12 protein-coding genes are annotated in these 13,755 nt (G+C 32.8%); 6 read left to right on the forward strand and 6 right to left on the reverse strand.

Going from position 1 to position 13,755, the window contains the following annotated elements; all coding sequences use genetic code 11:
* Positions 1–134: 134 nt before the first annotated feature.
* Both ABN217_RS02565 and ABN217_RS02570 read right to left on the reverse strand, forming a co-directional pair.
* Entirely contained in the window at positions 135–1,055 is a 921-nt protein-coding gene (locus ABN217_RS02565) for an acyl-CoA thioester hydrolase/BAAT C-terminal domain-containing protein (RefSeq protein WP_197269147.1), read from the reverse strand.
* Positions 1,056–1,246: 191 nt separating this feature from the next.
* Positions 1,247–2,161 carry a helix-turn-helix domain-containing protein gene (locus ABN217_RS02570; RefSeq protein WP_196554195.1) on the reverse strand — a complete coding sequence of 305 codons (915 nt, stop codon included), beginning with the start codon at positions 2,159–2,161 and terminating at the stop codon, positions 1,247–1,249.
* A 90-nt stretch (positions 2,162–2,251) separates the two neighbouring features.
* Between ABN217_RS02570 and ABN217_RS02575 the strand changes: the two genes are divergently transcribed.
* From ABN217_RS02575 to ABN217_RS02585, 3 genes are all read left to right on the forward strand, one after another.
* Positions 2,252–2,872, forward strand: a complete 621-nt coding sequence (locus ABN217_RS02575; RefSeq protein WP_115349815.1) for a TetR family transcriptional regulator — start codon at positions 2,252–2,254, stop codon at positions 2,870–2,872.
* Positions 2,873–2,937: 65 nt separating this feature from the next.
* A complete protein-coding gene (locus tag ABN217_RS02580; RefSeq protein ID WP_115349814.1) occupies positions 2,938–3,426 on the forward strand; it encodes an NUDIX hydrolase in 489 nt (162 codons plus the stop codon).
* Between the two features lie 519 nt (positions 3,427–3,945).
* On the forward strand, positions 3,946–5,544 hold the full coding sequence (locus ABN217_RS02585) for a methyl-accepting chemotaxis protein (protein ID WP_196554196.1): 1,599 nt from the start codon (positions 3,946–3,948) through the stop codon (positions 5,542–5,544).
* A gap of 93 nt (positions 5,545–5,637) precedes the next feature.
* Here the strand turns inward: ABN217_RS02585 and ABN217_RS02590 are convergent, their stop codons facing one another.
* The gene (locus ABN217_RS02590; protein WP_196554197.1) at positions 5,638–6,636 is read right to left on the reverse strand and encodes a 2-hydroxyacid dehydrogenase; all 999 of its coding nucleotides are present in this window, start codon (positions 6,634–6,636) and stop codon (positions 5,638–5,640) included.
* A 150-nt stretch (positions 6,637–6,786) separates the two neighbouring features.
* Here ABN217_RS02590 and ABN217_RS02595 point away from each other — a divergent pair, with 150 nt between their 5' ends.
* The 3 genes from ABN217_RS02595 to ABN217_RS02605 are packed head-to-tail and all read left to right on the forward strand — an operon-like array spanning position 6,787 to position 9,969.
* Positions 6,787–9,423 (forward strand): YdbH family protein, encoded by a 2,637-nt coding sequence (locus ABN217_RS02595; protein ID WP_197269148.1) that lies wholly within the window; start codon positions 6,787–6,789, stop codon positions 9,421–9,423.
* Entirely contained in the window at positions 9,420–9,626 is a 207-nt protein-coding gene (locus ABN217_RS02600; RefSeq protein ID WP_197269149.1) for a YnbE family lipoprotein, read from the forward strand. The genes ABN217_RS02595 and ABN217_RS02600 overlap by 4 nt, the downstream gene beginning before the upstream one ends.
* 10 nt (positions 9,627–9,636) lie before the next feature.
* On the forward strand, positions 9,637–9,969 hold the full coding sequence (locus ABN217_RS02605; protein ID WP_197269150.1) for a YdbL family probable chaperone protein: 333 nt from the start codon (positions 9,637–9,639) through the stop codon (positions 9,967–9,969).
* Positions 9,970–10,061: 92 nt separating this feature from the next.
* Here the strand turns inward: ABN217_RS02605 and ABN217_RS02610 are convergent, their stop codons facing one another.
* Genes ABN217_RS02610 through ABN217_RS02620 form a run of 3 tightly spaced genes read right to left on the reverse strand, consistent with a single transcriptional unit; the run spans position 10,062 to position 13,693 of the window.
* On the reverse strand, positions 10,062–10,610 hold the full coding sequence (locus ABN217_RS02610; protein ID WP_197269151.1) for a fimbrial protein: 549 nt from the start codon (positions 10,608–10,610) through the stop codon (positions 10,062–10,064).
* 22 nt (positions 10,611–10,632) lie between these two features.
* Positions 10,633–13,002 (reverse strand): fimbria/pilus outer membrane usher protein, encoded by a 2,370-nt coding sequence (locus tag ABN217_RS02615; protein ID WP_349459024.1) that lies wholly within the window; start codon positions 13,000–13,002, stop codon positions 10,633–10,635.
* Positions 12,992–13,693 carry a fimbrial biogenesis chaperone gene (locus ABN217_RS02620; RefSeq protein ID WP_349459025.1) on the reverse strand — a complete coding sequence of 234 codons (702 nt, stop codon included), beginning with the start codon at positions 13,691–13,693 and terminating at the stop codon, positions 12,992–12,994. The genes ABN217_RS02615 and ABN217_RS02620 overlap by 11 nt, the downstream gene beginning before the upstream one ends.
* Between the last annotated feature and the right edge of the window lie 62 nt (positions 13,694–13,755).

Genomic DNA, 13,755 nt, shown 5'->3' on the forward strand with positions numbered 1-13,755 from the left:
CAAACTTAGAAGAGAGAATAATTATCATTATACAGAATTAACGATAAAAAGATCCTGCGTTAAATCAGTTATAAGTAATTCTATTACAGGTAAAGTATAGAAGAATAAGAATAAGGCTAATAAAAAAGATCAATTTATTTTACGATCCTCAAATACCACTGTTGGATATCATTGATTATTTCATCTGTTAAACGCTCACCTTGTTCATTATAAAATCCATGATCTAACTTATCGTACTTAATGAAATTTATATTAGGTTGATTAATACTCTGATTCAGTAGGTGGAAAGCCTCGACGTTCACATTAGTATCATTGAGCGTTTGGATAATAAGAACAGGAGTTTGAGTATTATTTTTAATAACATTAAGTAAATCAATTGCAAAAAACTGTTTCCACCATAAAGGACTATGTTCACCAATATTTTGGTCATCATCAATTTGGTTATTTTTTATTGCATCAGCAAATTGTTGAAAGCCTTTTACCGCATCTTCAACGTGTTCTTTTGGTGTGGTATAACGGATGTTATAAAGAACATCATCAAGAAAAAATCGTCCACCGCCATTTAAAGCGACAGCCGCGTTAATATCGTTACGTTTAGCTACCACTAAATGCACCATCGTCGCACCTTCACTTCCGCCGATTAAAACAATATTCGGATAATGAGGGGATAATTCATCTAAAACTGCATCATAATCTTGCATTCTTTGGTTGGGGTTATCATGAAGTGTATACTCTTTAGGGCAATCAGCCCGTTCTTCTCCGCTTTGAAAATAAGATAATTGAGCAGTAATACCATATTTTTCCACCATCAAAACATCGCTATTGGGTAACCATTGCCCAAATATTTCTTGAATAAATGCATTATTTTTGATGCTGTTACAATCAGAACCTTGCATTAATACAAGTAAAGTTTGATTGTTTTCCGCTCGTTTATCTAAATAATAGTTAATTTCACTGTCCTCTGTACGCAAAAGGGTATGGGTAGAGATTTCTGCATAACTGGTAAAAGAAGGTAACAAAAAAGCAGATAATAAAAAGAGAAGTGAAATATGCATGATATATAGATCCACTTGTGTAGAGAGAGCAGAAGGAAAAATAATATTTATTTTTTGAGGGACAACTCATTAATTTAGTCAATTATTTAGTAGAAACAAGAGTTGAAAAAGCCATTACATAGCTCATCACTATAAAATTAATATACTCTTAATAAGAATAGCCTGAACGAGTCAGGCTATTTGAGAATAAATCAGTGAATTGGCACGTAATAATCAATTTCTAAAGTACGGGGTATTTCCATTAAATCAACGTCAGTTTCTATACTGACATATCGTTCAATATCAGCGCCTAACCGGCGACATAAGCCTAATGCGGGTAATGTATAAAAATAAATCTTCATCGCAAATTGCTTATATTCTTCTAACGTTCCTTTAAATTGAAATCGAACATAACGCCCACCTTCAATCACTCTTTTTCTAAATCCACTGGTTTTTGTAAAGTGATCTAAACTATTTAAGCCAATCTCATAGTCAATTTGGATTTTATTTTTACGTAATGTATTGGGCTGATAAGAAATAAGCACTGTACTTTCTGTAAAGTTTTTATCTGTATAAAGTAAAAAATCATTCCAAAATTGATGACGAATATCTTCATGTAATTTACCAATATCTTCTATAGAGCAAAAATATTGATATTGCATGCCATAAACATAGCTATCTGGTAAATCCATAATTTTAGGAATGGGCAGATCAACAACATCAAAATTAATTGGCGGCTGAAAATTATTACCACAAAGATTATCCAGTTTACGGTATTCAGTCGGCGTAACGCCAAATGTAGCTTTAAAGCGGCGAGTAAAAGATTGTTGAGAATCAAACTGATAGCGTAATGCCACAGTAAGGATAGGTAATTTTGTCAACCGCAATTCTGTTGCCGCCTTGGTTAAACGCCGTCCACGAATATAGGAAGCCAGTGTTAAACCCGTTGCTTGTTTAAATACACGCTGCAAGTGCCATTTTGTATAGCCAGATTTAATCGCCACATCATCAAGTAGCAACGGTTTTTCCAGATTTACCTCAATCCAGAGAAGAAGTTCTTTGATAATTTCTATATTAAATGTGGATAAGGTATTCGAGGGGATAAGCCCATTGTACTGAGATGACATGATAATTTCCTGAAAATATTTTGTTCAGTTTACACGAAACTGATACCCATATATTATTACATACTTATGGTATGTTTTAAGGGTTTTATCATGAAAATAAAATCACGGCAACAAGAGAATTCAGAGCAAACACGCACGGCGTTACGTGAAGCGGCACAAGAACTATTTATAAATCAAAACTATTGTGATGTTTCCATTGATGAAATATCACGTCATGCAAGAGTGACGAAAGGGGCGTTTTATCATCATTTTAGTAATAAGAAAGCACTGTTAAAAGAGTGCTATCTTTTTCAAGTTGATAACGTTATGAAGCAACTGGTTAAAATTCCTACTTATGATGATAAATGGCAAGAACTTGAGGCCATTTTTAGTTTTTGTGTTGATCATATCTACCAACATAAAGACAAGCTTATTCCGCTACAAGAGATTATTTCAGTTTTGGGTTGGAAGGAATGGGATGAAATTGATGCACAAATTCTTATTCCTCGAATCAAATTCTGCGTAGAAACACTCTATTCTAAGCAAGAAATTTGCACTTACTCTCCTGATATTGTCGTTAATTTAATCTATGGTTTTCTCACTCATATTGCGATTAACTTAAAAAATGAAGCCACATTACAAGAAAATGCCTGCAAGGATTTTAAGAGGATTTTTTTTGATTTTTTGATGGGAATAAAACAAGCTTCAGCAAATGTGAAAAATAATCAATAGCACAAAAAATATAATGATTTGATGTACATTGGAACAAGATTATAAAACTTAAGGATACGCATGTTATGACAATAGATGTACCTAAAAGCCATTTCACTGCAACAGGTATTGTATTTAATGAACAAGGGCAGTTTCTTTTCCATTTACATCCTAAGATAGGATATTGGCTACCACCAGGAGGCCATATCGAAGAAAATGAAGAACCACAAAATGCTGCATTAAGAGAAATAGAAGAAGAAACGGGCTTATTGTGTGAATGCTTGTGTTACCAGCCGGAATTTAACCTTGGTTTAAATCTTGATTTAAATAATGGTGATGTTATTGAGCTTGTTAAACCCCTCGCTATTTTAAAAGAACCTATTCATGATAAAAAACAAGGATTTCATTATCACATTGATATGATTTATCTTTGTAAACCGCTAAAAAACAGTCAATTGACAAATAAATCTTTCCAATGGCTTTCTTTGGATGAACTAAAAAAAAGAGATGCACCATTGAATGTGATAAGACTTATTGAACTAACAGAAACGTTATTAATAAAAAAGATCATTTAAATTTCTTAATAAAGCGAAATGTAACTCAATAAAGAGACAAATAAGATGGTTTTAGGAAACTATCTTATTTTTATTGGAAATAAACTATTTTTAATATTGGGTTTAAATAAATAATGTAATTAAATAAATTAATGTTAATAGGTAGGAATACCTATAAAGAGACAGTGTAAGAATAAATAAAACAAAGTGCAAAAACTAAAAAATATTTAATAAATTATCTTTTTCTGAGTAAAATCAGCATCATTGCGGGATATTATAGAGTTAATTTATCTCTGGCTGGATAAAACAATCGTTTATTTAGTAAATGAAAAATGCTTTTCACTAGACTCTAAAGTTTTCTCTCATTATTACCGACATTATAAACAAAGGCAGATCTTATGTGCCTTTATATTCTAATGAATAAATTTTAGCCTTACTTTATTACACCAGGGAATATACTCTTTGTCAGAGAAAGGGTGCATTCTGATATCTTACAAATGTACAGGTAAAAAACTCTGTATATTTTGATGGAATATGACCATGTTTAAAAATATCAGTATAGAAAAGACCGTTAAGGTCATGCTGGCCATTTTATTTGCGTTGATTATGAGCATTATTTATTTTAGTTATGATGCTTCCACTCGATCTTATAATAATTTCGTTTCATCAAATAGCCTAAGTCAGCAAATGTTGCTAATGGGTAAAGCTCGATATCAAATGGCTGTGATCAGGGCAAATATTAATGGGTTAGATGGGCAATTAAGAGTTAATGAAAAACCATCTGCAAAATATTTTCATCAAACAGCCGAGTATATTGAAATTACCCGTGAAGAGATCCACCGTTGGGCAGATGCTGAAAAGCTAACGATGGAAGGGCGTGAAATAGCAGACGATATGACAAAACGTTTTGATGAACTGCTCGATATTTTTACGGGGGCGTTAGAGCGATTGCGCCGAGGTGAGCTGACAACACATTCTGCTAGCGTAAAAATGGATGAGCTAAACGATATCACCATGCAATATTATGCTGTAGCTAATGGTATCGAAAATAGCTATATCGATATTGCAAAAGTATCACAAGAACGCTTGATGATAGTATCGATTACAACTGGCGTTATCGTTATTCTATTATTTATCTTTATATTACGTTGGTTCTCTCATACCTTTATTGGCAATATCAAAATACTTATCGATATTTTTAGCAAGATGAGCCAAGGTGATTTAAGTATGCGAGTGGAAAATCATGGGAATAATGAATTTGGTCAATTGTTCAATGAAATGAATAAGATGAAAAATTCACTCAGCCATATGATCTCTTCCGTCAAAAATGCTGTTAACACCATTAGTGTGAGTGCAAGCGAAATTGCGACAGGAAACACGGATTTATCTTCTCGTACTGAAGAGCAAGCAAGTGCATTACAAGAAACGGTTGCAAGTATGGAGCAAATTAAAACAACGGTTGAAAAAAATGCGGATAACTCACGAGAAGCCAGTAAATTAGCTCTTACAGCGACAAGCTCTGCTCAAAATGGCGAGAGTGTTATGGATAGCGTGGTAGAAACCATGTCTTCAATCTCTGAAAGTGCGAAGAAAATAGCAGATATCAATGACATCATTAATAGTATTGCAAACCAAACCAATATTTTATCTTTAAACGCTGCCGTTGAAGCAGCTAGAGCCGGTGAGCAAGGTCGTGGATTTACCGTTGTTGCGTCAGAGGTGCGTAATTTAGCAAGCCGTAGTGCAGAAGCCGCTAAAGAAATTAATGAACTCATCACTCATTCTGTTAATAAAGTTCATGTAGGCTCTCAGCAAGTGGCTCAAGCGGGTCGTTCGATGTCAGAGATCGTGACGACAATTAATCAAGTAAATGATTTTATGCAACAGATTGCCCTTGCTTCTAATGAGCAAAGTATGGGGATCAATCAAATTGCGTTAGCAGTAAGTGAGATGGATACTGTAACGCAGCAAAATGCAGCATTAGTTGAAGAGTCAGCAGCAATTACAGCCAATATGGATGATGAAGCTCATCAATTAGCTAACTTGGTTTCACAATTTAAAGTCGATGAAGATAACGAAAAATTATCTCGCTTTGGTGTTACAAAATCAGCTGAGATTCTCGATGCCCAAGAGAAGTAAACGCGACATTTATCACTGATAAAAAAGCCCCCTTGGCAAAATTATGTCAAGCGGGCTTTTGCTTTTTTATTACTTTAATCTAAATGCTGAGTATTACGCTTTAATTTGGTTTATACAGGTATTGCCTGAAGCAACTTCTTTAATATTATGTAATGTTGTCTCACTAATACTGATCAGTGCTTCTTCAGTTAAGAATGCTTGATGCCCAGTAAATAACACATTATGACAAGAAGAAAGGCGACGGAAAATATCGTCTTGAATAACGTCATTGGATTTATCTTCAAAGAAAAGATCGCGTTCATTCTCATAAACATCCATACCCAAGGCACCAATTTTGCCTTGTTTTAAAGCATTAATCGCTGCAGCAGAGTCAATTAATGCACCACGGCTGGTGTTAATAATCATCACACCGTCTTTCATTTGTGCAAAAGCAGCTTCATTTAATAAATGATGGTTATCTGCGGTTAACGGGCAATGTAATGAAATCACATGAGAGTTTGCGTAAATTGTAGCTAAATCGACATATTCAGCACCCAAATCAAGTACGGCTTGATTTGGGTAAGGATCATAGGCCAGTAATTTCATACCAAAACCTTTTAATATGCGTAATGTTGCTAATCCAATTTTGCCAGTACCAATAATACCCGCAGTGCGGTTATGCATATTAAAACCGGTTAGACCTTCTAATGAGAAGTTTGCATCGCGAGTACGCTGATATGCTCTGTGTATACGGCGATTTAAGGAGAGCATCATACCAACAGCATGTTCTGCAATAGCCTCTGGTGAATAGGCTGGAACACGGACAACCGTGATACCCAATTCAGCAGCTGCTTCTAAGTCAACGTTATTAAAGCCCGCACAGCGTAAAGCAAGTATGCGAATATTAAGGCTAGCTAGTTCCTGCAAAACCGCGCGATTTGCATCGTCATTGACGAAAATACAAACAGCATCTGCGCCAACGGCATTTTTTGCGGTTTGTTCTGTCAAATTAAAATCGAAATATTCAATATCATAATGATATCCATTATGTTGATTGACCCATTCCATGTGCTTACGATCATAATGTTTAGTACTATAGGAAACGATTTTCATCCAGTCTTCTCTACTCTCGATTAAAATTTTTGTTCAGAGGCTGGAAAAACAAGAATTATCCTGCCCCAATATGAAAGAAATTAATACTATCATTATAAACAATTTAGCGAGGTAAGTGGATGATTCAGGTTTGTTTAAAAGGAATATGATGTGTTGTTAAGAAAAACAATCAAATGGACAGGGACGATACTGGTAGGTGTAGGCCTAATCGGCACTGCGTTGTGGGCGTCTATCCCTCGTTGGTTGCCTGTTATTGCTAAATCTTACCTACCTGAAGGTGTCTCACTTTCATTATCCCAGCCTCAATTACAGCGAGCAGGTATTTCTATTGAGAATATCGCATTAACGACAGCCAGTTGTACTTTAGCAAGTATTGACAACTTTGTTTTTTCTTATCGAAAAGAACAGATTGATAAACTGCAATTTAATAGCCAGCAGCTCACTATTGATGAACATTGTTTTTCAACGATGCCACCTAATAAACAGGAAGAAACGGCAACAGTGCCTGTTGAGATAAATTCATTATTAACATCGATACCGTACTTAGCCGTCAATATAGAAAATGTACTTTTAAAAGAAAATACTCGCTATCAAGGTGCGCTACAGCTAAAGACACAACAAGGTGGCCGATTAGTGACGTACCAAGGAGAAAATGCTCAACTTGGTATTTTTATTAGAGACAATAAATGGCTAGATATAAAGCAATTTAAAGTAAATTTACCTGATAACAATAATATTGAACTTGCTGCTGAAATAGCATTACCCCTTGATATTGCCTCATTACCTGAAAAAGGTATGATTGATGCGACTTTATTAACCTCCCATTATGCTTATCCCTTAGTTCTTATTCTTGAATGGGTGGGACAATCAGGCACTATTTCACTTGCGGAACAAGGGGGAGGCCATGCATTAGCTTTATTACCTTGGCATGTTACTCCCGAAAATATAAAGATTGAACAAGGTCGTTGGGAATGGTTTGGACTAGATCAACCATTACGTGGTGGCGTTAATATTAATATTGCCCAATGGCAAAAAGGCCTGTCTGATTTAAGATTAACTGCACGATTAAATGTAATGACAGAAGGTAATGCAGGAAAAGGAAATTTAGTCATTTCGATCCCTGAAACAGCCGTAAATTTGCTAGATGCACATATTCCTATTCAAATTACTGGTGTGGTTAATAAACAATTAATGCAAGCCAGTACGCAATTACCTGTTTATGTAACGGGAACATTAGCTGATCCTACTATTGAATTTCAATCTGGTTCATTACTTCGCTTTAAAGGCCCATTAACTGAAACGCTCACTATAAAAGATGCTCGCTTACCATTAGCAGGAACAACATTTTCATCAAAAGGTTTTAACGGACATTTAAATGCGATTGTTGTCGCACAAGACAGTATTTGGGGCGACTATCGTATTCATTTTCAAGGTAAAGCAATTGATTTTTTACCTGATAATGGAATGTGGCAATGGCGTTATTGGGGGGAAGGAAATTTATTGCCTTTAAAAGCTCGTTGGGATATTGCAGGTACAGGGTATTGGACTGATAAATTGGTCAGTTTTGAAAAACTTCATACAGGGTTTGATGTTTTAAAATACCAAAATACAACGATGACGGCACCTCGATTATCTTTAGAGAGCCCATTCCGTTGGGTAAGAGATGAGAAAAAACCAACATTTGGTGGAAAATTAAAATTAACCAGTCAACGTATAGACTTTCCCGCTGGTGGCTTTCTAGATAGAACCGATTTTATTGCCACAATCAGTGGTAAATCACCCTTCAATTTTAATATGAAAGGTGAATTAAGTGCCAAACCCAATATAGGACCAATTGCAATAAATACACGTTGGGATGGCGCAAGATTAAGAGGGCAAATGCGTTGGCCTTCACAACCTATTAATGTTTTTCAATCGCTCTTACCTGAAGACTTAGGGATCACTCTTGATAAAGGTGAACTCTATACCCAAGCAGACTTTTCTATTGCACCAGAACAAGGATTAATTGCCGGTGGTCATCTTGTTGTTAAGCAAGGGGGAATGTGGCTTAAAGATGGTATTTTAGAAGGTTTAGATTTTATTTTGCCTTGGCGTTTAAATGGCGACGAGTGGCAATTAGGTGTTAAACAGCCTGTCCAGCTACGTATAAAGCGTGTTAATAATCTTTTTGATATGACGGATATTACGGCTGATCTTCAAGGTTTTTACCCTGCAACAGAAAATAAACCGTTAGTTTTATCTAATGTGAATGTAGCCATGCTTGATGGAACCATTTCATTGGAAAAACTCAAAATTCCACAACATGATGCGGCGATTATTTCTCTTGATAACATTCAATTAAGTCATCTTTTTACTTTGTTAAAAGTGACGCAGTTTGCGGCATCAGGTAAAGTTAGTGGTGAATTTCCATTCTTTATTAATAATAATCAATGGATTATTAAAGATGGATGGCTTGCTAATTCATCTTACTTGACGTTAAGACTCGATAAAGATTTTGTTGATTCAATTGACGATAATAATATGTCAGCAGGCATTGCTATGGCATGGTTACGTTATTTAGAAATCAGCCGTTCTTGGACTCGCGTTAATTTAAGTAATTTAGGTGAGTTAATATTAGAGGCTGAAATTCAAGGAACGAATCCTCTAGAAGATAAACGCCGGCAAGTTAATCTCAATTATCGGCACGAAGAAAATGTCTTTCAATTATGGCGAAGTTTACGATTTGGCTCACAATTGGAAGAGTGGTTAGAAAAAAGCTTATCAGATTTAGGGAGTGAGTCAGAGTGAAACCCTTATTTTTAAAAAAACTATTTTTATTAACGGCTTTAATGATGGGAATATCGGTGTTAACAGGATGTATTCGATTAGAAGTCGCTACGCCCGATAAGCCGATTAATATTAATATGAATGTTAAAATTGAACATGAGATTAATGTAAAAATAGACCGGCAAGTTGAAGATCTCTTAAAAAATAACAGCGCCATTTTTTAAAGGATAAATGATGAATTATAAAAAATATCTCCTAAGCTTTGGTCTAATGATAGTTTTAACTAGTGCAAATGCTATAGCATTAACGCTTGATGAAGCAAGATCGCAAGGATTGGTAGGAGAAACCTTTAGTGGTTATATTGAGCTTGTGCAAACTAATAACAAGCAGGCTCAACAACTTGCAGATGAAATAAATCAAGCAAGAAAAGTAAAATATGCTGAAATTGCTAAAACTAACCAAGTAACACCTGATTCTGTTGCTCGACTTGCAGGTGAAAAATTAGTCGCAAGAGCTAATGAAGGTGAGTTTGTAAAGGGTATTAATGGAAAATGGGTAAAAAAATAGTTAAATCTTAAATAGAGACTTAACCTTATTTAATTTTTAAAGCACGATATATTATAAATATCTATCGTGCTTTTTATTGTTAATTTTAATGACTAATCATTAAAATTAACAATATCGTTATTGATCATGACAATGAAATTAATATTTGAGCGTATATAACCGGGGGCAGGAGGCATACTATCTTTTTTAACATAGTTAACTGAAAAGTAGAATTCAGCCTCTCCATCAATCAATTCTTCAGAAAATTCGCTCGTTTTATTAAGATTAATAGGTCTTTCTTCCTCATTGTACAATAATTGAAATGCAATATTATTGCTTGCATCGGGAGCACTAATCATATTTTTCAAGTAACCTGTAGTATTATCAATACTTGTATTTTCAATTTTTAAGCGAATATCCCCATTGCTTTTAGAACAATCATTTATGACAATAATAATAATATGGTTGTCAATATCTGCTAATGTTCCTGCTGCATGTGACGAAAAATCATTTTTATTAACAGAAAGTCTATCGCTAATATTTTCATAGATATAATCAATATTACAACTTGAGGAAATTTCATGATCACCACGTCTAGCTGTTGATGGCAATGAAAAAGATGAAAGTAGTAATATAATAATTAAATAGATAATAGTTTTCATGATTTCTCTTAATAAATTAAATTTAAAGACAGGTAATTTCTTTTTTTATCAGATTTTTTTTCTTTTCATCAAAACTTAAATTATAATTAAACTGACACTGTTTATCTTTACCCCATTTTACTTTTATTAATCCATTATCAGGAATGCCAGAAAGAAAAATAATATTTTTTTCTGTTACAAATCCCTGAGAAATAATATTATCCTTTTTATCTAGTACGGTAACTTTTGAGGCAAAAGGAAGGGGCTTTTTTGATTTAAAAATAATACGGTAGCCTGTTTTCATTGGAAAAGTAACTTTAGATATTGCACCTAATGTAGGAATAATGCTTTTACTATAATATTCTGTTTCAACGGATTGGGGGAGTGTTGCCACATTTAGTTTGATTTTGTTTATTCGATAAGGCGTAATGTTATTCAAAATTAAGTTGCCAAAGTTATCTGTTTCTAAATTAGGTGAGAATGATGTTTTAATACCAGTAATACCTTGTGTATTAACTAATGCAAAGGTTTTTCCTAAACGGGGGGTCAGAGTAATACCTTCTGAATGAAGCACCAATGCACCATTAACTAAAAAGTTAAGATTGTAATTATTCTCTGACTTATTTCCAGAAAAACTATAAGATTGATAATTATTTTGATATCTTGTGTTAGCAGAAAATTGATTATATTTTCTTTTAGGGTGATGTGTATGTTGATAGTTTATCGAATATCCTAAATTATTATTGAGTAATGTACCACCTATATTTGTACTGTTTGTATAACGCTTATTATTAATTTGATAATTTGTTTGATTATTAATCCATTGATAATGTTCGCTGTCCCCTATAGGAATATGAAAATTAAATGAAAAATAATGATCTGGAAAATGCTTTTCTTTTTTGAAATCATACTTTAAATGATAATTCACTCTATTAAATGAGGATGAAAAAGATGCTCCAATTTCAAATTCTTTCGATGAATTATGGTATTTTTTATCGTAATAATACAAAGAGATAAAGCCTAACTCATTAATATTCTGAGATAAAGATAATGAATAATTTTTTTTAATGCGATTTTTTGATAATGAATTATCTAGATATTGATAAAAAGACATCCCAGAAGTAAAGTAAGTTTGTGTAATAGGAATGTTTTTCTGATAACGAAACTGATATTTAATTTTATCATTGTTATTTTTTTCATAACTTATATCTGTCGCCAAGCCACCTAAAAAACCTAAATCTAGAGATAATCCAGATAAATATTTTTGTTGATTATCCTGCTTTTTTATTGCGCTGTAAGAAGTGATTTTTTGACTCAATCCATATGAAAATTCGCTCAAAATAAAAAGAGCACTTTTATTATTAGGATGGTTAGGTAATGTACCTGAGATGATATTATATTGATAACTCCCTTTATTTAATTGATTAGGTAATGATGTAAAATAGTGTGTTGAAACCTTTACTCTTCCATCTGTTTCTTTGATCTCTAAAATAAGTTTTTCACTACCTATAGAAGGTAATGAATTTAGAAGAAAAGGGCCGGGAGGAACTGTCGTTTCATAGATGATCTTATCACCCTGTTTTATGATAACTTGAGCTTGTGTATCAGCAGTTCCTTCAATAATAGGGCTGTTAGCATAAAGATTTCTATTTGAAATTAAATTATTGGATATTAATTGAAAGCCAATAATTTTATCATTTGATAATATTCGTGTTGTAGGTGAAAATTTGCCAGTATAAAAAAGAGAAGAAAAAGAATTAATTTGTCGATAGGTGTAAATTGATGAAAGCTTAGATTGATAGTTATCTTTTGTCCAATTAAACTCATTTTGACTACGTATACGCCAAGCCCCCATGTTAATTCCTGAGTGTAATTTAAGTTTTTGTTCAAATGTTTTTTTTTGATGATATTTAACCCAATAGGAATATTGAGTGAATAATGCGGTAATTCCATTATCCCAATCTTGTTCATTGATGACATAGTCCGTTTTTCTTATTAATGCTTTTTGTGGAATGATTAAGTTTAATTTTTGATTGGAAAATTGATATTTAAAATCAATCGAATAATCGATTAAAGGAATCATTTCCTGATTTTCTTTTTTGATTTTATAAAAGTCAGTATCAATACCAAGAGAGGTTAAATCATTGATAGAAATACAAGGAATTAACTTGTTATCTATATTTTTAAAATAAAGGAGCCTTACCATTTTTTTTCTGTTATTAACATAAATAATAGAGTGATAAAATCCTTCTGGTTTTTTATCTTCAAGAAGGAGTTTAATGGTATCATCACTAATATTAGAAAATGAATTAGAATAAAGAGAGAGGGAATTATTTTGAGCGAAAGTATCTTTGTAATAAATAGACATTAAAATAAAGAAAGTGATCTCTTTTTTTTTAAACTTAATCTTCATTAATTATGGCCTTATCTGTTGCATTTATTTCCACACCAAACTGATCTATTGTTTTCCATTTTATCAATCCATCTTTTTTAATTTTATTTTTTGTGTTCCATTTTTTAAATGGTGGTATTGTTTTACTTTTATTAACCAATAATACATCATTGCAACTGATATTAAGCAAAGTAATAAAGTAGGGTGTGGGATTGTTTATAATAAGCTCGTTACTTTTTTTTTTTAAAAACTCGATTTTATTATAGGCATCTTTTGCATTTTTTTCTATTGATGTCGGTCTGTATATTAAGTTATAGACAGAGTTCATTGATATATGTAATAAATTTTCATTTTCATTTGAATCAGATAGTACTGGTATTCTTTTAATGTTTATTCTATATAGCGTTTCTCTATCTTTTTTTTCTATTTCATCTATTTTAAAAATTTTCAAGGAGTAGTTTTCATCTTTCTCTATTTTAAATAGTGGGGGAGTGATCATAAAAGGTAGTTCATCATCATTATTCTCATCATAGTATGAAATCCAGCTTTGTATAAAGTAGTCACTATTTGTATTATTTTTTATTTCGATAATTTCTTGATTGTTGCTTTCGATAAAAATAAATTTATCCTTATTTATTTCTATTGACGTGTAACCATAAATAGGAAGAATGCTAAATATAGATAATATAGTCAGTTTTGTTTTTTTAATCATTTTATATTTAAGTATAGTAATTTAATATTATTTTTAAGTTGGAAGTGTTAAAACAAAGCTGG

It is taken from the genome of Proteus sp. fly-1067, from assembly GCF_040139345.1.
Lineage (GTDB): Bacteria > Pseudomonadota > Gammaproteobacteria > Enterobacterales > Enterobacteriaceae > Proteus > Proteus vulgaris_B.